The organism is Streptomyces dysideae (assembly GCF_001514305.1).
Lineage (GTDB): Bacteria > Actinomycetota > Actinomycetes > Streptomycetales > Streptomycetaceae > Streptomyces > Streptomyces dysideae.
In genome coordinates this window covers 3477-24772 of the sequence record NZ_KQ949099.1, presented here as the reverse complement: position 1 = coordinate 24772, position 21296 = coordinate 3477, and the positions used below count along the sequence as shown (strand labels likewise).

At 71.7% G+C, this 21296-nt stretch carries 18 protein-coding genes and 6 pseudogenes; 11 read left to right on the top strand and 13 right to left on the bottom strand.

Features of this window, described 5'->3' with window-relative positions; all coding sequences use genetic code 11:
- Positions 1-767, bottom strand: a 767-nt coding sequence (locus tag AQJ91_RS31625; protein WP_067028341.1) for an acyltransferase, incomplete at its 3' end; no start/stop codon positions are given.
- A 110-nt stretch (positions 768-877) separates the two neighbouring features.
- Here AQJ91_RS31625 and AQJ91_RS31620 point away from each other — a divergent pair.
- Positions 878-1411 (top strand): gamma carbonic anhydrase family protein, encoded by a 534-nt coding sequence (locus tag AQJ91_RS31620; RefSeq protein ID WP_067028564.1) that lies wholly within the window; start codon positions 878-880, stop codon positions 1409-1411.
- 96 nt (positions 1412-1507) lie between these two features.
- On the opposite strand, the gene AQJ91_RS31615 is transcribed toward AQJ91_RS31620, so the two are convergent.
- Positions 1508-2158 carry a DedA family protein gene (locus tag AQJ91_RS31615; RefSeq protein ID WP_067028339.1) on the bottom strand — a complete coding sequence of 217 codons (651 nt, stop codon included), beginning with the start codon at positions 2156-2158 and terminating at the stop codon, positions 1508-1510.
- A 480-nt stretch (positions 2159-2638) separates the two neighbouring features.
- Positions 2639-3646 (bottom strand): Ppx/GppA family phosphatase, encoded by a 1008-nt coding sequence (locus AQJ91_RS31610; protein WP_067028337.1) that lies wholly within the window; start codon positions 3644-3646, stop codon positions 2639-2641.
- 138 nt (positions 3647-3784) lie between these two features.
- Between AQJ91_RS31610 and AQJ91_RS31605 the strand changes: the two genes are divergently transcribed.
- The 6 genes from AQJ91_RS31605 (at position 3785) to AQJ91_RS31580 (ending at position 8683) form a co-directional block, all read left to right on the top strand.
- Positions 3785-4468, top strand: a complete 684-nt coding sequence (locus AQJ91_RS31605) for a HemK2/MTQ2 family protein methyltransferase (protein ID WP_067028335.1) — start codon at positions 3785-3787, stop codon at positions 4466-4468.
- Positions 4452-4667, top strand: coding sequence for a CDGSH iron-sulfur domain-containing protein (locus AQJ91_RS31600; protein WP_067028333.1), 216 nt, complete (start codon positions 4452-4454; stop codon positions 4665-4667). Before AQJ91_RS31605 ends, AQJ91_RS31600 begins: the two co-directional genes overlap by 17 nt.
- Positions 4664-5668 (top strand): iron-containing redox enzyme family protein, encoded by a 1005-nt coding sequence (locus tag AQJ91_RS31595; protein ID WP_067028331.1) that lies wholly within the window; start codon positions 4664-4666, stop codon positions 5666-5668. Before AQJ91_RS31600 ends, AQJ91_RS31595 begins: the two co-directional genes overlap by 4 nt.
- Positions 5665-6537, top strand: coding sequence for an SDR family oxidoreductase (locus AQJ91_RS31590; RefSeq protein ID WP_067028329.1), 873 nt, complete (start codon positions 5665-5667; stop codon positions 6535-6537). The genes AQJ91_RS31595 and AQJ91_RS31590 overlap by 4 nt, the downstream gene beginning before the upstream one ends.
- A 91-nt stretch (positions 6538-6628) precedes the next feature.
- A complete protein-coding gene (locus AQJ91_RS31585; RefSeq protein WP_067028327.1) occupies positions 6629-8155 on the top strand; it encodes an FAD-dependent oxidoreductase in 1527 nt (508 codons plus the stop codon).
- Positions 8156-8224: 69 nt separating this feature from the next.
- Positions 8225-8683 carry an SRPBCC family protein gene (locus tag AQJ91_RS31580; RefSeq protein ID WP_067028325.1) on the top strand — a complete coding sequence of 153 codons (459 nt, stop codon included), beginning with the start codon at positions 8225-8227 and terminating at the stop codon, positions 8681-8683.
- A 51-nt stretch (positions 8684-8734) separates the two neighbouring features.
- On the opposite strand, the gene AQJ91_RS31575 is transcribed toward AQJ91_RS31580, so the two are convergent.
- A complete protein-coding gene (locus AQJ91_RS31575) occupies positions 8735-10543 on the bottom strand; it encodes an RICIN domain-containing protein (protein ID WP_234383111.1) in 1809 nt (602 codons plus the stop codon).
- A 359-nt stretch (positions 10544-10902) separates the two neighbouring features.
- Between AQJ91_RS31575 and AQJ91_RS31570 the strand changes: the two are divergent.
- Positions 10903-11797, top strand: a pseudogene (locus tag AQJ91_RS31570) (UTP--glucose-1-phosphate uridylyltransferase); the annotation flags it as partial.
- A gap of 78 nt (positions 11798-11875) precedes the next feature.
- Here AQJ91_RS31570 and AQJ91_RS31565 read toward each other — a convergent pair.
- Positions 11876-12313: a DUF4442 domain-containing protein gene (locus tag AQJ91_RS31565; protein WP_067028560.1), complete on the bottom strand. Its 438-nt coding sequence runs from the start codon at positions 12311-12313 to the stop codon at positions 11876-11878.
- A gap of 167 nt (positions 12314-12480) precedes the next feature.
- On the opposite strand from AQJ91_RS31565, the pseudogene AQJ91_RS50340 reads away from it, so the two are divergent.
- A pseudogene (locus AQJ91_RS50340) lies at positions 12481-12926 on the top strand (MFS transporter); the annotation flags it as partial.
- A gap of 32 nt (positions 12927-12958) precedes the next feature.
- Here AQJ91_RS50340 and AQJ91_RS31555 read toward each other — a convergent pair.
- The 3 genes from AQJ91_RS31555 to AQJ91_RS31545 form a co-directional block, all read right to left on the bottom strand.
- Positions 12959-13804 carry a spermidine synthase gene (locus AQJ91_RS31555; RefSeq protein ID WP_067028320.1) on the bottom strand — a complete coding sequence of 282 codons (846 nt, stop codon included), beginning with the start codon at positions 13802-13804 and terminating at the stop codon, positions 12959-12961.
- A 139-nt stretch (positions 13805-13943) separates the two neighbouring features.
- A complete protein-coding gene (tuf, locus tag AQJ91_RS31550; RefSeq protein WP_067028318.1) occupies positions 13944-15113 on the bottom strand; it encodes an elongation factor Tu in 1170 nt (389 codons plus the stop codon).
- 277 nt (positions 15114-15390) lie between these two features.
- Positions 15391-16113, bottom strand: coding sequence for a DNA alkylation repair protein (locus AQJ91_RS31545; RefSeq protein ID WP_067028316.1), 723 nt, complete (start codon positions 16111-16113; stop codon positions 15391-15393).
- A gap of 49 nt (positions 16114-16162) precedes the next feature.
- On the opposite strand from AQJ91_RS31545, the gene AQJ91_RS31540 reads away from it, so the two are divergent.
- A complete protein-coding gene (locus AQJ91_RS31540) occupies positions 16163-16936 on the top strand; it encodes a TVP38/TMEM64 family protein (RefSeq protein WP_067028315.1) in 774 nt (257 codons plus the stop codon).
- 4 nt (positions 16937-16940) lie between these two features.
- On the opposite strand, the pseudogene AQJ91_RS31535 reads toward AQJ91_RS31540, so the two are convergent.
- The 4 genes and pseudogenes from AQJ91_RS31535 to AQJ91_RS31525 form a co-directional block, all read right to left on the bottom strand.
- Positions 16941-17390, bottom strand: a pseudogene (locus AQJ91_RS31535) (steroid 3-ketoacyl-CoA thiolase); the annotation flags it as partial.
- Positions 17391-17427: 37 nt separating this feature from the next.
- A pseudogene (locus AQJ91_RS57515) lies at positions 17428-17706 on the bottom strand (alpha/beta fold hydrolase); the annotation flags it as partial.
- A gap of 267 nt (positions 17707-17973) precedes the next feature.
- Positions 17974-18507: pseudogene (locus tag AQJ91_RS31530) on the bottom strand (DUF6807 family protein); the annotation flags it as partial.
- A complete protein-coding gene (locus AQJ91_RS31525; protein ID WP_067028313.1) occupies positions 18504-19676 on the bottom strand; it encodes a Gfo/Idh/MocA family protein in 1173 nt (390 codons plus the stop codon). The gene AQJ91_RS31525 and the pseudogene AQJ91_RS31530, both read right to left, overlap by 4 nt.
- Positions 19677-19966: 290 nt before the next feature.
- Between AQJ91_RS31525 and AQJ91_RS31520 the strand changes: the two genes are divergently transcribed.
- Positions 19967-20842, top strand: coding sequence for an undecaprenyl-diphosphate phosphatase (locus AQJ91_RS31520; protein ID WP_067028311.1), 876 nt, complete (start codon positions 19967-19969; stop codon positions 20840-20842).
- Positions 20843-20987: 145 nt separating this feature from the next.
- Here the strand turns inward: AQJ91_RS31520 and AQJ91_RS52570 are convergent.
- A pseudogene (locus AQJ91_RS52570) lies at positions 20988-21296 on the bottom strand (hypothetical protein); the annotation flags it as partial.

Below are 21296 nucleotides of genomic sequence, written 5' to 3'. Positions count from 1 at the left end.
CAGGCCTCGGCGTCGTCCAGCTCCGCCGGCCGTGCCGCCGCCTCCTCGTCCAGCTCGGCCAGCGCGGCCAGCTGTTCGGGGGTGACCCCGTCAGGGATCGGCACCGGTGTCGGTGTCCTGAGTGGTGGCTGCCAGCCGGTGTCGGGGGTCCAGCGGCGTACGACCCGGGCGGGTGCCCCCGCCACCACGGCGTGGTCGGGCACCGCGCCCCGGACCACCGCACCGGCCGCGACGACGACGTTCCGTCCGATCCGCGCGCCCGGCAGGATCACGGCACCGGTGCCGATCCAGCACCCCGGCCCGATCTCGACCGGCTCCATCCGCGGCCACTGCTTGCCGATGGGCTCGTGCGGATCGTCGTAGGAATGGTTCGTGGACGTGACGTAGACGTACGGCCCGAAGTAGCAGTCGCTGCCGATGGTGACCGTCGTGTCGGCGATGACATGGCTGCCGCGGCCCAGTACGACACCGTCGCCGATGCGCAGGATCGGGTCCGGGCCGAGGTCGAGGTCGGGCATCAGACCGGCGGTCAGCGTCACCTGCTCGCCCACGATGCAGTGGGAGCCGAGATGGATCCAGGGGTCGCCGAAGACCGTGCCGAGCGGGAAGGCGAGCCGGGTGGCTTCGCCGATCGAGCCGAAGCGGAAGCGGCCGGGGTTCCGGGCCGTCACCGAACCCGTGCGCTGCACCCAGGCCCAGCCCGCGTGGACGGCACGCTGTACCGCCCGGCGTCGCCAGGATGAGAACGTGTTCTTGCGCTTCGGCACGCGCTCACCGTACTGAGCGTACGGCGCCCCTATGGGACGGAGGGCCTGTGATCTTCGCCCCACCGGGTGGCGTACGGTGCCGCTACGACGTCGGCAGGGAGGAGCAGGCGATGACGGACCGAGCCTTGGTCATGGGTATCGGCAGCAGGGAACCGAAGATCGACGAGGCGGCGTTCGTGGCGCCGACGTCGTCGGTGATCGGGGACGTCACCCTGGAGGCGGGTGCCAGTGTCTGGTACGGCGCGGTGGTGCGCGGTGACGTCGAGCGGATCTTCGTCGGGGCTCAGAGCAACATCCAGGACAACTGCACGCTGCATGCCGACCCCGGCTTTCCCGTCACCGTCGGCGAGCGTGTTTCCGTCGGGCACAACGCGGTGGTTCATGGGGCGACCCTCGAGGACGACTGTCTGATCGGGATGGGGGCGACGGTGCTCAACGGTGCGGTGATCGGGGCCGGATCGCTGGTTGCCGCGCAGGCGTTGGTGCCGCAGGGGATGGTGGTGCCGCCGGGGTCGTTGGTGGCGGGGGTGCCGGCGAAGGTCAGGCGGGAGCTGACGGAGGAGGAACGGCAGGGGGTCACCCTCAACGGCACGATGTACGCGGAGCTGGCGAAGGCCCACCAGGAAGCGCACAGCACTTCTTGAGGAGCGGCGCGGTCATGTCCCGAGGGGCGCGGGCCTGTATCGATGTGCGGCTCCGCCACGTGGGGGCGACCAGCCCCAGACGGCCCACACCCGACATCACTCAGCCGCCGGCACCGTCTCCCTCTCGGCCTCCCGCGGAGCAACCTGCGCCTTCTTCGCCTTGCGCTTCAGCACCAGCATCGACGTCAGCCCGACCAGCACCGCCGCCACCAGCCCCAGCCACGAGAACCGCTTCAGCCACGACTCGGCGACGATCCCGACGTAGTAGATGACCGCGGTCGTACCGCCCGCCCACAGGATCCCGCCGAAGACGTTGGCGATCAGGAACTTCCAGTACGGCATCCGCAGCACACCCGCGAGCGGCCCGGCGAAGATCCGCAGCAGGGCGACGAAGCGACCGAAGAAGACGGCCCACATGCCCCACTTCTCGAAGGACCGCTCGGCCGTGGCGATATGGCCCTCGCTGAAGTGCTTGGGGAACTTCTTGCCGAGCCAGGCGAGCAGTGGCCGCCCGCCCTTGCGGCCGATGGCATAGCCGATGGAGTCGCCGATGATCGCGCCGGCGATGGCGCTGGCGCCGAGGATCACCGGGTCGATGTCGCCGTGCTGGGAGGCGAGCAGCGCGGAGGAGACCAGGATGATCTCGCCCGGCAGCGGAATGCCCAGGCTCTCCAGGCCGATGACCAGGCCGACCAAGACGTAGACGGCCACCGCGGGCACTGTTTCGAGCCATTCCTGGACGTGCAACGCCGGTTCCTCCAGATTCGCGTCCCTGCATTCCCGGAGCGCGCCGAGAAACAGGCGCACGCCGGGAAGGGTACCGGGTCACGGGGACACCACTGCGGCCGCCGGTCACTCCGGCGCCACTCCCGGCCCCGGCGACCGCGGCGGACAGCTCCCCCTGCACCGCCTCCGGCACGGGCGCGCCCCCGACGGCGTTCACCAGGGAGGCCGCGACGAGGTCGGTCCAGGCGTCCTCGGGGCTGAGGCCGAAGGCGGCCATCGGGATGCCCCGGGCCAGGTCGATGGCGGGCCGGGTCTCCATCGCGGTCCCCGCGCACGTCCTGGCCGCTGTCGCCGACAACCAGAACGTGGGCATCCGTGACATCGCCGCACGCCGCAGGCTCACGGAGCGCGCCGTCCAGAAGATCACCTCCGATCTGGGGCAGGACAGGTCGGCTGCAGAGCAGCGTGCCCGGCGACGAGTGCTGAGCGGCCCCCGGCCGTTCAGGCCGTCGGGGTCGCGATCCGCAAGGGCACCCCGGCGGCCGGGCCGGCGTCGTCGCCGCGCTCCGTGATCTCGGTCCACCAGGCGGGCCCGTCTTCGACGTACCGCAGGAGGACCCCTTCGCGGATGGCCCAGGGGCAGACCGTGACCGTCTTCACTCCCGCCAGCTTCATGACCGTGTGGCCCACGACCGCGCCGGCCAGGCTCTGGGCTGCCCGGGGCGTTGAGATACCCGGCAACTCCGCTCGCTCTGCGGCAGGGAGAGCCGCGAGCGTGTCGATGCAGCGGCGCAGGTCGGAGCGCGCCAGTTGCCGGGGCGCGAACGGTCCCTGCCGGCCGGGCACCGCTCCGCACAGCCGCGCCAGCTGCTGGAAGGTCCGTGACGTGGCGACGGTCGTGCGCGGTCCCTCCCAGCGGATCCGGGTGGCGACATCCCGTAACTGGTGGCGGACCCGGCGGCGCAGCGCCCGCGTGCTCCGCTCGGTCGGCGGGTCCTGGCCGTCGAAGAACTCCCGGGTGAGCCGGTTGGCGCCGAGCGGCAGCGAGGCCACGAAGTCCGGCAGCCTGCCGCGCCCGAAGGCCACCTCCAGCGAACCGCCGCCGATGTCGAGCAGGGCGAGCGGTCCGGCCTGCCAGCCCATCCAGCGCCGTGCGCCGAGGAAGGTCAGCTCGGCCTCCACCTCGCCGGGCAGGGTGCAGATCCGTACGCCGGTCCCGGACCGGATGGTGCGGAGCACCTCGGATCGGTTGGGCGCGTGCCGTACCACCGCCGTCGCGAAGGCCAGCGGACCCGCGGCACCCCACCGCTGTGCGGTCTTGCCGGCCGCCGACACCGCGTGCACGAGCTGTCGCAGCGACGCATCGGTGATGCGGCCGTCCGGCTCGACTTGTCCGGACAGGCGGATCTTCCACTTGGCGGTGTGCACCGGCAGCGGCACACCGCCCTCCGCGTCCGCGATCACCAGTCGCACCGTGTTCGATCCCACGTCCACCACGCTCATCGTCATGGCGTGGGAGTACCCGTCCGCGACGGGGCCACGCGTGGATCAGCTGCTTCTGGGCACTCAGTGTGACGACAGAGGCAGGCGCGCAGCCCGCGCCGCTCATGACAGGCCTTCCGGGGCCGTGCCCGAACGGAGCACCCGATGACGGCGGAAACGCTGATGCCGGCCCCGCCGGCACTCCTGCTGACCCCGCCGGGCGTGTACGCACCCCAGTGGGACACGGGGTTGCTGACGCGAGCCCTGCGTCGGGAGTACGTCGGCCGTGCCACCGAGGTACTGGATCTCGGGACCGGCAGCGGTGAGGTGGCGGTGCAGGCCGCGCGTCTGGGCGCCCGGGTGACGGCCGTCGACATCTCGTGGCCCGCGGTGCTGACCACCCGGATCAACGCGCTGCTCGCCGGGCAGCGGATCCGCGTCCGGCACGGGGACCTCACATCCGCCGTCGCGGGCCACTCGTACGACCTGGTGGTCAGCAATCCGCCCTACGTGCCCTCGCCCGCCGCCCGGCTGCCGCGCCGTGGCCGGGCCCGGGCGTGGGAGGCGGGCCGGGACGGCCGGGTGTTCGTGGACCGTATCTGTGCGGCAGCCCCCACGGTCCTGCGCCCCCATGGAGTTCTGCTGATCGTGCACTCCGCCCTGTGCGGCACCGGCGCCACACTGCGGCGCCTCGCGGAGCTCGGCCTGCGTGCCGATGTCGCCGACCGTGCCGTAGTGCCGTACGGCCCCGTACTGCGCTCCCGGCGGCCGTGGCTCGCCCGGCAAGGCCTGGTGCGCGAGGACGAGAGCCAAGAGGAACTGGTGGTCATCCGTGGCGAACAGCCCTGAACGTCCGCGCCGCGTCACGATCGACCCCGACGGACCCATGCTCGTGGAGGGCCCGGTCGAGGTCGTCTGCGCCGACGGCACCGTCGCCACCTCGCGACGCTTCACCGCCGCGATCTGCACGTGCCGCCGCAGCCGCATCTACCCCTGGTGCGACACCAGCCACCGCCGCCGGACGGACCGCGACCAGGGGGCGACATGACCGGCCCCCGACTCCCCACCGCACGGGGCGAGGTGTCCGCCGGCCTCCTGTCCGCGCTCCGTGACGGCGAGCTCCGCCGCCCGCCACCGGGCGCCCTCGATCCCTACGGGGACGACCTCCAGCTCGCCCTCTACCTCCTCTACGAACTCCACTACCAGGGCTTCGAGGGCGTGGCCGAGGACCTCGAGTGGGACCCTGGCCTGCTGGCTCTCCGGCGCACTCTGGAGCGGCGTTTCCTCGCGGCCCTGCGTGCCGACGTACCGCCGCACGCCGATGCCGGACAGGCACTGGCCGCCCTGCTGGTGGAGCCCGTCGGACCGGACGACACCAGCGTCAGCCACTATCTGCGTCGCGAGGGCGAACTCTGGCAGCTCAGGGAGTACGCCGTCCTGAGATCCCTCTACCACCTCAAGGAGGCCGACCCGCACGCCTGGGTCATCCCCCGGCTGCGTGGCCGGGCCAAGGCGGCCATGGTGGCCGTCGAGTTCGACGAGTTCGGCGCCGGTCGCGCGGACGAGATCCACGCCCGGATGTTCGCCGACCTGATGGGCGACCTGGACCTGGAACCGGCCTACGGCCACTACCTCGAGCAGGCTCCGGCCGAGGCCCTGGCCACCGTGAACCTCATGTCCCTGTTCGGTCTGCACCGTGCCCTGCGCGGCGCGCTGGTCGGCCACTTCGCGACCGTCGAGGTGACCTCGCCGCCGGACTCCCGGCGGCTGGCCGCGGCGCTGCGCCGCACCGGTGCCGGAGCTGCCGCGCAGCGGTTCTACGACGAGCACGTGGCGGCGGACGCCGTTCACGAACAGGTCGTACGCCGTGATGTGGTCGGCGGCCTCCTGGCGAGCGAGCCGCACCTGGAGGCCGACGTCGCGTTCGGCGTGCACGCCACCGGCTTCCTCGAGGACCGCCTCGGCGACCGTCTCCTGAGGACCTGGCGGCGCCGGCGGAGCGCCCTGCGTGTGCCACTCCCCGACGGCGAAGGAAGGAGGACCTCATGACCGAGGACCCCACCCGCAAGCACCCCCGCCCCGACTTTCCCCGGCAGGACCAGGAGCACCCGGGCTGGACCGGCCCCATGGACCCGCCGCCCGACCACGGCGAGGACTCGTACGAGGGCAGCGGGCTCCTCCACGACCGCAAGGCCGTGGTGACCGGCGGCGACTCCGGCATCGGCCGGGCCGTCGCCCTCGCCTACGCCCGTGAAGGGGCCGACGTCCTGTTCACCCACCTGCGGGAGGAGGAGGGCGAGGCCGCCGGAACCAGCCGGCTGGTCGAGGACGCGGGCCGCAAGGCCGTCGCCGTCCCCTGCGACATCCGCGAGGAGGAGCAGTGCCGCCGCCTGGTGGAGCGTGCCGTCGCCGAGTTCGGGCGGATCGACATCCTGGTCAACAACGCCGCGTACCAGATGTCGCAGCCGGACGGGATCCAGGCGATCTCGACCGAGCAGTTCGACCGGGTCGTGCGCACGAACCTGTACGGCATGTTCTGGCTGTGCAAGCTGGCCCTGCCGCACATTCCCGCGGGCGGCTCCATCATCAACTCGACGTCGGTGCAGGCGTACAAACCGAGTCCGCATCTGCTCGACTACGCGACGACCAAGGGCGCGATCGTGACCTTCACCCAGGGCCTCGCGCAGATGCTGGCCGCCGACGGCATCCGCGTCAACGCCGTCGCTCCGGGGCCGGTGTGGACACCGCTGATTCCGGCGACCATGCCGGACACCGTCGAGTTCGGCAAGCAGGCACCGCTGGGCCGGCCCGCGCAGCCCGCCGAGATGGCACCCGCCTATGTCTTCCTCGCCTCACCGCGGGCGAGCTTCATCACCGCGGAGATCCTCAACGCCACCGGCGGCACGCCCCTGCCGTGACGGCGGCACGCACACCACGAAGCGCGACCGCACCAGCCCGCTCCGGAGCGCCGCGGCGCTTCGTGACGGAGGTGCGGGGAACCCGGCCCCCATGAGCGCTCACGCAGGCGAACCGCATTCGTACTGGATCGAGACGGCACCTCCGGGGCGCCTCCAACCGCCCCTGGACGCCGACGTCACCGTCGATGTGGCCGTCGCCGGTGGGGGCATCGCGGGGCTGAGCACCGCCTGGGAGCTGGCCCGGAGCGGTCGCCGGGTGGCGGTGCTGGAGGCCGACCGGATCGCCGCCGGTGTCACCGGCCACACCACCGCCAAACTGAGTGCTCTGCACACCCTCGTCTACGCACGGCTGCGCCGAACCCGCGGTCCGGACGCCGCGTCGCTGTACGCGCGGTCCCAGACGGAAGCCATCCGACGCGCCGTGGGGATCGCGGACGAGCTGGGCATCGACTGCGACTGGGAGGAGTCGGTCGCCTTCACCTACGCCCAGGACCCGGCACATGCCGACGAGTTGAGGGCCGAGGCGGACGCCGCGCGCCAATCCGGTCTTCCGGCCCGGTACGTGACCGAGACCGGCCTGCCGTTTCCCGTCGCGGGCGCGGTCCGCGTGACCGAGCAGGCCCAGTTCCACCCGCGCAAGTACCTTCTGGCACTCGCCGACGACCTGCTGCGGCAGGGCGCGCGGATCTACGAGCGGACGCGGGTCGTCGACCTCAAGGAGGGCGAGCCCTGCCGTCTGACGACCGAAGGGGGAGCGACGGTGACGGCCGCGGACGTCGTGGTCGCCACTCACTACCCGGTCTTCGACCGGGCGCTGCTCTTCACCCGTCTCTCCCCCCGCCGTGAGCTCGTCCTGGCCGCGCCCATCCCGTCCGGCCTCGACCCGCACGGCATGTACATCACGCCCGAGCAGGGCACCCGCTCGCTGCGCACCGCGCCGTACCGGGACGGACAACGGCTCCTGGTGATCACCGGGGAGCACTTCACACCGGGCGCCGGCGATGTGAGCGCGCGGTTCGGGCGACTGGCCGACTGGGCCGAGGAACACTTCGGCCCGCTCACCTTCACCCACCGCTGGGCCACCCAGGACAACGACTCCACCGACTCCGTGCCGCTGGTCGGCCCGCTGCACGCGGGAAGCCGTCACGCGTACGTGGCGACCGGCTTCGGCGGCTGGGGGCTGAGCGGCGGCATCATGGCGGGCCGGCTCCTCACAGAGCTGATCACCGGTGGGAAGGCACCCTGGAGCGACCTGTACGACCCCCGGCGGATACGCACCGTCGTGGGTGAGGCGCCGGCGTTCCTCAGGCACCAGGCCCAGGTCGCCCGGCACTTCGTCGGGGACCGGCTGGCCACGGCGTCGGGCGGTTCCGTGCCGGACATCGCCCCGGGGGACGGCGCCGTCGTCCGGGTCGGCGCACACCACTGCGCGGTCCACCGCGACGAGAACGGCCGGCTCCACGCCGTCTCCGCGCGCTGTACGCACCTGGGCTGCCTGGTCGCCTTCAACCCAGCAGAACGCACCTGGGAGTGCCCCTGCCACGGCTCCCGCTTCGCCCCCGACGGGCACGTCGTCCAGGGCCCCGCCACCCGGCCGCTCCAACAGCGGGAGATCTGAGATGCCGGGGACACCGTGCCGATACTGGGTACTCGGCTCGCCGTGCCCGACACGCAAGGGAGGCAAGTCATGAGCACAGTGAAGGAATCGGTCGAGGTCGGCGTTCCCGTCCACACCGCGTACAACCAGTGGACGCAGTTCGCCGAGTTCCCGAACTTCATGGAAGGCGTCGAGAACGTGACACAGCTCGACGAGATCCACAACCACTGGACCACCAAGATCGGCGGTGTGCGGCGGGAGTTCGACACCGAGATCGTGGACCAGCTCCCGGACGAGCGGATCGCCTGGCGCACGATCAGCGGCGACACCCAGCAGCGGGGGATGGTCCGCTTCCAGAGCCTGGACAACACCCACACCCGGGTGGAACTCGTCCTGGACGTCGAACCGAGCGGGCCGGCGGAGAAGACCGCAGACGCGCTCGGCGTCATCGGCCGCCGGGTCAAGGGAGACATGCGGCGCTTCAAGGAGTTCATCGAGGAGCGCGGCGACGAGTCCGGCTCGTGGCGCGGCCGTGTCACCCCGGGCTGAGCCCGCAGTCCCGCAGGCCGCACCACCCCGGCGGAGCGGCCTCGGACCGTGCTAGCGGACGACGGACTCCGGCGTAGTCTCGACCGAGGAGACCGTGTCGAGTACCTCGGCCGGCAGCGGGACCGCATCCGTGACGGCAGGGGGGACGGGCGGCTGCGGCTCCGCGGGCTCGGCGTCGACCTGGGCGAACGGACTGTCGTACTCCTCTGCGTCTTCGGCTTCGCCGTCCTCCGCGTCCCCTTCCGGCCGTTCCTCGGGCGCTGGATCCGGCGTCGCCTCCGTCGGCTCGGCGCCGGGCGACGGCGGGCCCGCGTCCGGCGCCTCGGGGGCGTCGCCCTTCGGCGCGCCGCCCTCCTCCAGCGGGGCCCCCTCCTCGATCGCCCCCGCGTCGAGTACCCAACGCTGCTGCGCCGATCCGTCGCGCTCGGTCACGACCACGCCCGCCCCCTCCCCGGGCGCGACCACCAGTCCGTCGGACCGGCGCAGCAGCAGCTCACCGTGGACGGTGAGGTCATAGCGCACCTCACCGTCATGCACCAGACAGTCGGCCACGACGACCGTGCCCTCGTCGGCGTCGGAGTCGAGGCACAGAGTGGGGTCGGCGACACTGCGCAGCAGTCCGTCGCCCCGGTACGACCACTGCTGGGAGGCGACCGGCGAGCACGCCGCCAGCATGGCCGCCGCGCCGGCACGCACCCTGCCGTCGGCGTTGAGGCAGAGGCCGTTGCCGGCGTTGCGGAGCCTGCCGTGGCCGATCTCGGCGGGGTGGGTGGCAGAAGCGGCCGACGGGGAGTCGGCATCCGAGGACCCGGGGGTTCCGTCCGGCCGGGGGGTGGCGCCGCTGGGTGCGCCCCAGGTGGCCTGCGGGTCGGCGACACCGGTCTCCTCGGACCAGCCCTTGGCGGTGAGTACGGTCGCGAGCAGGGCGAGGGAGGTCAGGCCGATGCCTAAGGCGACGGCCCTGGCGCGTCTGCGCGGCACGGTGACGTGCCCCGGGCGGTGACGTCCGCCGCCGCGTGGTCCGGCCACCGCGGCGCCGGGCCGGGACCCGCCCCGGCCGGGACGGGAGTCGAGATAGCGCCGGGCGCCCCAGCCGAGCACGGTCTCGGCGAGGAGCACCTCGAGACCGCCCTCGAAATGACTGAGCTGCTCGGCGGCGTGCCGGCAGTAACGGCAGTCCGTCAGATGTTCCTGGACGTCGGGCAGCAGGGTCCCGCCCCGGCGAATGGGGACGTCGAGGAGGCGGTTGTAGTAGCGGCATTCCCGGGTGGGCGCGAGTTCACGATGGGCGCGGACACAACCCTGCCGGAATTGCTCGCGCACCTGGTCAAGTGCGGCCGTCGCGGTGGCCGTATCCACACCGAGCAGACCGGCCGGTACGGTTATGGGTTCCGCCTCGACCTCGATGTGCCAGAGTAGACATTGCGAGGCGCCCGGAAGGGCCCGGAATGCGCGTTCGGCGAGTTTCCGTCTTTCGGGCGTCGCAGACCGCGCCGCGCGCAGTCCGCGGCCTCCGGTCGGTTTGCGGAGTTCCGGCAGCAGGGCGGAAATTCGGTCCTCCGCCGCCCACTCCTTGATCATGTCGCGTACGGCGGCGAGGAGTTGGGGACGCAGCGCACCGCCGGCCGGCCGGCCGAGTACCTGGTGGAACGCGGCGGAGGCCACCATGGACGCCGAACTCTCCGTGGAGACGAGGCAGATGGCGGCGTAGTCGTACGTGGCCCGCCAGTGCCGTGCCATCAGCAGCGGGAGGGCGTGTCCGCCCGTGCCCAGTTGCGCGACGAGATTGCGGTCCGACTCCGCGGGACGCGATCCGGGCCGTGGCGGGTACGGCGGACGTGGGGGGTACGGGGATTGCACGGAACCATTTCCTTCCAAGCCGCAGGACGCCGAGCGGAATGCGCGTCCGTCGGAAAAGCAGGTGCTTGATTGGTGCGTACCTATGCCGCGCCAGGTGCGGCCCTCTTATGGGGCACTTACATTCGCACAAGCGACTCACCAGAAACAACAGGTTCGAGTGACCGATGTTCAAAATGAAAGCAATTGGGAAAAGTTACCGGCGGTATCCGCACCCACATTCGAAACAGATGCCGCCATGACCGCCAAGTTGTGTGCATCACAGGGTGGTTGGCACACCAAATCTTCAACTTCGGCGGCCCACAGCGCTCCCCCAGCTTCCTCTCGGCGCTCTCTCATCCCGCTGCGCCGGCATGAACCGCATGATCGCCCCCCACACGACACCGACCCCCGCCCCCGTCCACACCGTCCGCACCGCCCGCACCGTCCGCACCGTCCGCAAGGCGGTCGTCCCGGCCGCGGGCCTCGGCACGCGCTTCCTGCCCGCGACGAAGGCCACGCCCAAGGAGATGCTCCCGGTCGTCGACAAGCCCGCCATCCAGTACGTCGTCGAGGAAGCCGCCGCGGCCGGTCTCGACGACGTCCTGATGGTCACCGGCCGGCACAAGCGGGCCATCGAGGACCACTTCGACGACGCGGCCGAACTGGAGCAGGCACTCGCCGCCAAGGGCGACACGGTACGGCTGGACGCGGTGCGCGACCCGGCACGCCTGGCGGACATCCACCACATTCGGCAGGGCGAGCCCCTCGGCCTCGGGCACGCCGTGCTGTGCGCCCGCCGCCACGTCGGCGACCAGCCCTTCGCCGTACTCCTCGGCGACGACCTGATCGACGCGCGCGAGGATCTGCCCAGCCGCATGCTGGACGTCCGCGACCGACATGCGGGCAGCGTGATCGCGCTGATGGAGATGCCGCCGGAGCAGATCCACCTGTACGGCTGCGCCGCCGTCGAGCCGACCGGGGAGGACGGCGTCGTCCGGGTCACCGGCCTGATCGAGAAGCCGTCACGACAGGACGGCGCCCAGCGCCTACGCGGTGATCGGCCGCTACGCCCTCGACCCCGAGGTCTTCGACACCCTGGAGCGGTCGCCGGTGTCGTAGCGCAGCCCGTCGAAGACGACCCCGTGCACCGTGCCGCCGGTGGCCAGCTCCTGAAGGGCGTCGGTCAGCTGGATCTCGCCGCCCCGGCCCGGTGCCAAGGCGGACTACCTGCGCACGGTGGTCCGGCTGGCCTGCGACCGCCCGGACCTGGGGCCGGACCGGCCGCCGACGGCTGGCGGCCTGACCGCGAAACGACGTGAGGGCCCCGAGCAGGGCCCTCACTTCGACACACGCTCAGTTGTTGGGACGCAGCGTCCAGATGACGGTCATCTCCGTGGTCACGGCGCCGTCCTCGCGCTGGATGGCGACGCTCACCGGGAACTCCGGCCGCTTGCCCTCGTCGAGTTCGGCGACGACCTCGGCGATCGGGCGCCCGAGCGTCGCGGTGGCCTTCACCGGCCCCAGGGCGATCTTCCTGAACGCGATCTCGGCGTTGACCGGCAGCGGCACGGCCCGCGACAGCTGGTCCCCGAAGGCGGCCAGGACGATCGCCCCGCTGGCCGACTCCCCCAGCGTGAACATGGCCCCGGCGTGCGGTCCGCCGACGTGGTTGCGGTACTCGCTCTGGTCCGGGAGGGCCAACACGGCCTTCTCCGGGGTGGTCTCCAGGTACTCCAGGTTCAGCGTCCGAACCATCGGCACCGTGGCGGCGAGCATCTCGCCGATCGACATCTGATCTGCGCTCATGGCGACATGTTACCCACGAGTAGGAAGAACTGACCAGACGGAGGTGACGGACACTCCCCGCGGCTGACCGACGGATCAGCCGGACCGCCGCCACCGGGCCCGTGACCTGCAATTCGTTTGGCAAGGCAGGACCGGGCGGCAACAGTCGGCCGGTGACCTCTGCCGCCGAATCCCGCCGCCGTGTCCGCAGACCTGCCTGGGCGAGCCGCAACTACGGCCTGCTGACCGGCGCGGCGTCCGTCACGAGCCTCGGCAGCCGCGGTGCGCTGATCGCCGCCGCGTTCGCCGTACTGGAGGCGGGCGGAGACGGCGGTGACGTGGGTCTGGTGGCCGCCGCCCGCACACTGCCACACCCGCCTTGGCCGTGCTCGTCCTCGCCGGGGAGCCGCGGCTGTGGCAGATGATGCTGCTGACCGCGCTCGGCGGCACCGGCCAGGCGTTCTTCAGCCCGGCCGCCGAGGGCATGCTGATGTCATCGGTCCGGGGCGCGCAGGCGAGCCGCGCGTTCGCAGTATTCCGGATGGCGATGCGGGGCGCGGTCGTGGGCGGTGCCGCCCTCGGCGGTGCGATGGTCGCCGCGATCAGGCCGGGCGGCGTACGAAGCAGGTGACCAAGGGCGGCCAGCGCGACTCAGCCGATGCTGAACGCCCCGTCGGGGGGTTCGGGTGACGGCACGGCGTCGTCGTCCGTCACGGGCCGCGCCCCGCCGATGAACTCCCGCAGGGCGAGCCCGTGTTCGACCCTGGCCGGAAAGGCGTCGGAGGCGGCGAGCCGGGTCAGCGCGGCGAGGTCGACAGGGTGCCGCCCGGCGACGAGCACCGCGTTCCCGAACCGCCGCCCCCTCAGCACACCCGGCTCGGCAATCAGCACCAGTTCCTCGAACACCTCGGCGAAGTTGGCGAGTTGGCAACGCAGGAAGGCGAACGGCGCGGCGTCGGCGAGGTTGGCGAGGTAGACGCCCCCGTCCCGCAGCACGCGCCCCGCCTCACGGGCGTAGGCGACGGACGTCAGATGCGCCGGAACCCGCGAGCCGCCGAAGACATCAGCGACGATCACATCGGCGGAGTCCGCCGGCGCGGCTTCCAGCCAGGCCCGCGCGTCCGCCGTATGCAGCGCGATCCCGGCCCCCGCCGGCACCGGCAGCTGCTCGACGACCAGCTCCAGCAGGCCGCGGTCGGCCTCGACGACGTCCTGCCGGGAGCCGGGCCGGGTGGCGGCCAGATACCGGGGCAACGTCAGCGCGCCCCCGCCGAGATGCAACACGTCCAGGGGCCGACCCGCCTCGGCGGCGATGTCCAGCACATGTCCGAGCCGCCGCGCGTACTCGAACTCCAGATACGTCGGCTCGTCCAGATCGACGTACGACTGCGGCGCCCCGTCGACGGTGAGCAGCCAGGCCCGCTGCCGGTCGACGTCGGGCATGAGCTTGGCGGTGCCGTGGTCGACGGTCCGGATGACGGGTATGGGATCGTTCACCTTCCCATTGTGCCGGTGAGAGGTTTGTTCCACGCCCCGTGGGACGCGGCCCTCAGGGGGCGCGGGGCTGTGTCGATCTGCGGCTCCGCCGCGTGGGCGCGACCAGCCACGACTACTCGCGCCCACGCACGGAACCCTCTCACACGACGGCAGTCACGGTCCCCGCCCCGACGGTCCGCCCACCCTCACGGATGGCGAACCCGAGCCCGGGCTCCAGCGGCACCGCACGCCCCAGTTCGACCGTCATCGTGACGGTGTCACCCGGCCGGGCGACGGCCACCTCGCCGAGGTCGACGTCCCCGACCACATCCGCGGTACGGATGTAGAACTGCGGCCGGTATCCGGTGGAAACCGGCGTCGAACGACCGCCCTCCCGCGTCGGCAGGACATACACCCGCGACGTGAACCGACGGCTCGGCACCACACTCCCCGGCGCGGCCACCACATGCCCGCGCCGGACCGCGTCCCGCGGAACCCCACGCAACAGCAACGCCACGTTGTCCCCGGCCTGCGCCTCGTCCATGGGCTTTCCGAAGGTCTCCAGGCCGGTGACGACGGTCTCCAGGTCCGCCCCGAGCACTTCGACCCGGTCACCCACCCGCACCGTGCCCCGCTCGACAGCGCCGGTCACCACGGTCCCCCGGCCGGTGATGGTCAGCACGTTCTCCACGGACAGCAGGAACGGCGCGTCCACATACCGCTCCGGCATCGGCACATACGTGTCCACCGCGTCGAGCAGCGCCTCGACGGACGCCGTCCACCGCGGGTCACCCTCCAGGGCCTTGAGCCCCGAGACCCGTACGACGGGCGCGGCGTCGCCGCCGTAGCCGTGCTGGGTGAGCAGGTCGCGGACCTCAAGTTCGACGAGGTCGGTGAGCTCGTCGTCGGCCGCGTCGGCCTTGTTGATCGCGACGACGACGTGGCTGACACCCACCTGCCGGGCGAGCAGGACGTGTTCGGCGGTCTGCGGCATGATCCCGTCGAGCGCGGAGACGACGAGGATCGCCCCGTCGAGCTGCGCGGCGCCGGTGACCATGTTCTTGACGTAGTCGGCGTGGCCCGGCATGTCAACGTGCGCGTAGTGGCGGGTGTCGGTCTCGTACTCGACGTGCGCGATGTTGATGGTGATGCCGCGGGCCGCCTCCTCCGGGGCACGGTCGATGCGGTCGAAGGGCACGAACGTGCCGGCGCCGCGCTCGGCCAGCACCTTCGTGATGGCGGCGGTCAGGGTGGTCTTGCCGTGGTCGACGTGGCCCATGGTGCCGATGTTCAGATGCGGCTTGGTGCGCACATATGCCGTCTTGGGCATGGCTGTACCTCGAAGTCTCTGCTCAGGAGAGAGCTCTGCTCAGGAGAGGGGGACCCCAGGGACTCGCCGACCCTCCCCCTGCGGGGTCCGCCGGAACGATCCGGAGAGGGTCAGCTTCGGGCGCCGTCGGCGGCGGCCAGGAAGACGGGAACGGCAGCCTTCGGAGCATCCACGACTGCGGATGCTGCGAGGACGAAGGCGTACCGGAACATGACGCCGATCATTGCCGACGCTTCGTCCCACGTCGAATGGTTTTCACGGCACCGGAGTCGACGCTCTACGCACCGACGTTCTTCAGCGCCTCCCGCACCGAGAGCGGCGCGAACCTCCCCCGTTCCCGTGCGAGGAAGGCCCGTACGGCCTCGGGGTCGGTCTTGGCGTACTCGCGCAGGCACCAGCCGATCGCCTTGCGGATGAAGAAGTCGCTGTGCCCGGACTGGCGCAGGCAGTAGGCGAAGAGGCGGTCGGCGTCGGTGCGTTCCTTGTAGCGCAGTTGGTGGAGCAGGGCCGTGCGGGCCACCCACAGGTCGTCGTCGACGATCCACGCGTCCATGTCCGCGGTGAGCTTCGGATCGGCCGCGACGAGCCCGCCGACGACGTGCGCGGCGAGCGCGTCGACCGTGTCCCACCAGGGGACCGTGGTGACGAGGTGACGGGCCACCGGGAGGAGGGCGGAGGAGCAACGCCCCACGTGCCGGCGCAGGTAGTCGACGGCGAAATAGTGGTACTCGCGCTCCGGGAGCCGCCAGCAGCGCAGGGCGATCGCGGTGCAGTCGGCCTCGTCGGGGCGAGGGGTGCCGTCCAGCGCGGTGCGGGACAGGGCACGGCGGACCGGGGTGGTGAGGCCGAGGAAGGGGGCGACGTCCTTCATGTACGCCCGCATGGACACGGCACGCCCGGGGTCGGCCGCGGCGCCGTACGCACGCGTGAGCCGCTCCAGCACGGTGTCGGCGAGTGTGCTGCGCGGCACGCCCAGGGTGCCCGCGCCTGTGACGCTCATGAGACGAACCATACGGCGATCACACATACTCGTCGGTTACTGTCACCGGATGCTCGATGCCACCACCCGCTCTGGGGGCACCGCCACGGCCACTCCCCGGGCCGCCACCACCGAGCTCGCCATGCCCGTGCCCGTCCCCGTGCCCCGGGGCTTCGCCGCGCGCTGCACGAGAGCGCTGCTCTCGCCGTGGTCGCGGCTGTCGCTGCTGGTCGTCCTGCTCGCGGCCGGCGCGTCGGCCGTGCTGCTCTTCGAGCCGCAGAAGCTGCTGGCGGACGGCTGGCCACCACAGATCGGCGGAGCCACGGCCGCGGTGGTGTTCGCGGTGGCGTACGGGCTGTGCACGGTGGCGTTCGTGCCGCGGCCGCTGTTGAACCTGGCGGGGGGCGCGCTGTTCGGCTCCCAGCTGGGCCTCGGCTCGGCGCTCGCGGGCACGGTGCTCGGGGCCGGGATCGCCTTCACCCTCGGCCGGGTGCTGGGCCAGGACGCCCTGCGTCCGCTGCTGAGGGGCCGTTGGCTGCAGGCCGCGGACGGGCAGCTGAGCCGGCACGGGTTCCGCTCGATGCTGGCGGCCAGGCTGTTTCCCGGGGTGCCGTTCTGGGCGGCGAACTACTGCGCCGCCGTCTCCCGCATGGGCTACGTCCCGTTCCTGCTCGCGACGGCCCTCGGCTCGATCCCGAACACCGCCGCCTACGCCGTCGCCGGCGCCCGCGCCTCCACACCGACGTCGCCGGCCTTCCTGATCGCGCTGGCCTGCATCGCCCTGCCCGCGCTGGCGGGCGTGGTGGTGGCCTGGCGCAAGCGCCACCACCTGCGGGGCCGCTGAACCGTCACACCGCTTCCAGGACCATCGCGTTGGCGAGCCCGCCCGCCTCGCACATCGTCTGCAGGGCGTAGCGGGCGCCGCGCTCCCGCATCGCGTGGACCAGCGTGGTCGTCAGACGGGTGCCGCTCGCGCCGAGCGGGTGGCCGAGGGAGATCGCGCCGCCGTGGACGTTGACCTTGGCGAGATCGGCGCCGGTCTCCTGCTGCCAGACCAGGACGACGCCGGAGAAGGCCTCGTTGACCTCGAAGAGGTCGATGTCGTCGAGAGTGAGGGAGGCCCTGCGGAGCACCTTCTCGGTGGCCGGGACGACGCCGGTGAGCATCAGCAGCGGATCCGAGCCGGTGACGGCGAAGCTGTGCAGCCGGGCGAGGGGGCGCAGGCCCAGGCGGGCCGCGGTCTCGCTGGACGTGATCAGCACGGCCGAGGCGCCGTCGTTGACGGGGCTGGCGTTGCCGCGCCCCTGCCACCCGGGCGGCCACCTCCTCCGGCGGCAGCGAGCCCTTCCAGCCGGCGTAGGTGTCGACCAGGATCAGTGTCCTGACCAGTTCCGGATGGTGGCGGTACAGCTCCAGCACGACCGTCCCGCCCCAGGAGAGCCCGGCGGCATGGGCGGGGCCGAGCCGCAGCGCCTCGATCACCGCGGCGAGGGCGTGCGCGAGTTCCGCGAGCCCATAGCCGGGCGGCAGGTCCGAGGAACGGCCCGCGCCGGGCTCGTCCCAGGCCACCACCGTGAACTCATCCGCCAGACCGGCGACTTGGGGCTGCCACATACGACCGTCCAGCCCCGCTCCGTGCACCAGCACCAGGGGCGGCCCGTCACCCACGCGCGCGTAGGCGACCTCGACGCCGTTGACCTGCACCATCGGCATGACGCCAGGCTGGGGCCAGTCCGGCGATCAGGCCGGAGGAAAGCAGCAGCGCCTCATCACCGCAGGTCAGCGCGGCCTGGCGGGTGCAGCCGCAAGCCGGGGAGGGCGTCGGCGAACGACGACGACGCGGCTGGGGCACCCCTCCGGAGGAGCACGCGCCGACCCCGCACGTCCGGCGGTGGTGGGACTGCCGAACCGCAGCGGCTCGTCACGCCGGTTGGTCACGGCACTGGTCCAGGTCAGCGCCCACGAGCCCGACCCCGCCTCGACGTCGTGCACCTCGATCCGGCGCTCCTCGTCGGCCCACAGCTCACCGCCATACGGATGCCAGGTCAGCCGCTCGGCGATGACGACCCGGTCCCCGGCCGAGGCGACCGCGCCGAAGGCGACGTGCGCCATCGAGCCGACACGCTCGGGGAGCGCGAGGTATCCCTCGCCGTGGACGTACGAGTTGCCGCCCCACAGGTTGGCGCCCGACAGATGCGAGGCCGTCAGGGACAGGCCCTTGTGCCAGCGGTGGTCGTTGGGCCGGTAGTCGGTGACGACGTCCCCCGCGAGGGTCCTGAGCGGGTGGACGTACGGCTTCGGCGCCTCCCAGGCGGCCTCCGCCCGGTAGACGTAGGCGAGCAGTTCGACGCCGGTGCCCTGCTCGGTCACCGTGACGCGGTCGCCGTGCGCGTGGACGATGCGCAGGCCGGTCACGCGGACACCCCCTGGGCCGGGGCCCAGCCAGGCGCTTCGCCGTGCATCGCCGTGTAGAACGGGTCGCCGAGACCGATCTCGCCCGCCTTCACGGTCGCGTCCGTGAAGGCCGACTTGTACAGCGCGGCGATCAGCTCCAGGCTCGTCCGCCCGTCCGCTCCGCTGCTGCGCGGCCGCTGACCGGCGCGCATGCTCGCGACCAGTTCACGCAGCTGCTCCAGATGCGAACTGGGTACGTCCGTACCGAAGTCCTGCCACGCCGCGGCCTCCTCGGCGGGCACGTCCCGGGCCGGGGTGATGCGCCAGTCGGCGTTGCGGTGGCCGTAGAGGTGGGTGAGTTCGACGGTGGCGCGAGCGCAGTCGATGCGGATGCGGCTGACCTCGTCGGGGCTCAGGACGCTGTTCACGACCGTCGCCATCGCACCGTTCTCGAACCGGACGAGGGCGGTCGAGACGTCCTCGGTCTCCACGTCGTGCACCAGGCGCCCGGCCATGGCACGTACCTCGCTCCACGGGCCGAGCAGGTCGAGCAGCAGGTCCATCTGGTGGATGCCGTGTCCCATGGCGGGCCCGCCGCCCTCGGACTGCCAGCGGCCGCGCCAGGGCACGGCGTAGTAGGCGGTGTCGCGGTACCAGGTGGTCTGGCAGTGCGCGACGAGCGGCCGGCCCATGGCCTCCTCGGCGAGCAGGCGGCGGACGTGCCGGGTGCCCGAGCCGAAACGGTGCTGGAAGACGATCGAGGCGTACGGCCCGCTCTCCCTGCCCTCCTCCGCCTCCACGGCGTCGAAGTCGGCGAGGGTCGGCACCGGCGGCTTCTCGCACCACACCCAGGCACCGGCGCGCAGTGCGGCGACGGTCTGGTCGCGGTGCAGGGTCGGCGGTGTGCAGATGGTGACGAGGTCGGGCCGCTGTTCCCGCAGCATCCGGTCCAGGTCGGTGTACGCGTGCGGTACGCCGCCCTCGGCGCAGAACGACTCGACCGACGCCGCGTCGATGTCGACCGCGGCGACGACCTCGGTCTCCCCCTCCTCGGCGAGCCTCGCGAACGCGGGCAGGTGGGAGTCGCGCGCGATGGCGCCGGTGCCGATGACGGCGGCCCGGATACGGCGGCCGGCGAGGGGCGCGGGGCGAGGCGGGTGCGTCCCCGGTTCGGTCTCGGACGTGGTCATGGGCGGGTCAGCACTCCTCCGGGACGACGTCCGGATCGGGAACGAAACGAAAAACGGGCGAGGGTCGGCACAGCAAGCGCTTTCCCCCCGCTGCAACGTAAGCGGCCGCGCCACGGCAGGTCAACACCCGAATCCCGAGGTCACCGACCGTCCGCCAGACCCCTGCCAAACCCCTGTGCCGGGCCTGTCACCGCGGGGCGCTACGCTGCCCCTCGACCCTCGCGATCACCGTGCCGCACGGCGCGGTGCCCCCGTCGCTCCAGCCATCAGCACTTGGACTCCGTAACTTCATGTCTTGGTTTGAATCCCTCATCCTCGGACTCGTCCAGGGGCTGACCGAGTTCCTCCCCGTGTCCTCCAGCGCGCACCTGCGGCTGACCGCGGCGTTCTCGGGCTGGGAGGATCCGGGCGCGGCCTTCACAGCGATCACCCAGATCGGTACGGAAGCCGCCGTGCTGATCTACTTCCGCAAGGACATCGGCCGGATCATCGCGGCGTGGTCGCGCTCCCTTTTCAACAAGGAGATGCGCCAGGACCACGACGCGCAGATGGGCTGGCTGGTCATCGTGGGCTCGATCCCGATCGGCGTGCTCGGCCTGACGCTGAAGGACCAGATCGAGGGCCCGTTCCGCGATCTCCGCATCACGGCGACGATGCTGATCGTCGTGGGCATCGTCATCGGCGTCGCCGACCGGCTGGCGGCACGCGACGAGAGCGGCGGCCGGCACCGTGTGGCCAAGCAGCGCAAGGAGCTCAAGGACCTGGGCGTGAGGGACGGCCTGATCTTCGGCCTCTGCCAGTCCGCGGCCCTCATCCCCGGCGTCTCCCGCTCCGGCGCCACCATCAGCGGCGGCCTCTTCATGGGCTACCAGCGCGAGTCCGCGGCCCGCTACTCCTTCCTCCTCGCCATCCCCGCGGTACTCGCGTCCGGCCTCTTCGAACTCAAGGACGCGATGGAGAACGACCACGTCTCCTGGGGCCCGACGATCTTCGCGACGGTGATCGCGTTCGCGTCCGGCTACGCGGTCATCGCCTGGTTCATGAAGTTCATCTCGACCAGGAGCTTCATGCCGTTCGTCTGGTACCGCATTGTCCTCGGTGTGGTGGTGATTGTGCTGGTCAGCATGGGTGTGCTGAGCCCGCACGCGGGCGAATCCGGCGGCTGAACCAGGGCCGCGCAGGTAGCGCTATCTAGCATTTCCTAGCGCCTGATTGCAGCACCACGCCATGATCATCTCCCACTTGTCTCCCACTCATCTCCCACCGGGGAGGCGGGATACGCCCCACTAGTGTCTCGTGATCCGGTTTGTGTCAGTTCGAGTTGTTGTTGACGAGTTTCTTCACGGCGGTCTGGACGAGCCGGACCTTGGCGAGGATCTCCCCGGCGGTTGCGGTCCAGGCGAAGGGTTTCGCGCTCCCGTTCCAGGAGTTGATGTAGTCACGGATCTGCTTGACCAGGACGTGGACGCTGGAAAAGGTGCCGCGACGGATCGACTGTCGGGTGATGATCCCGAACCAGGTCTCGTCGGGTAGGACCGCTGCATTGCTGCAGCGGTCCCCCCTCAGAACCGGCCGTGCCCGATTTCCAGGCAACCGGCTCAAGCAAGCTCTATGGCTCGC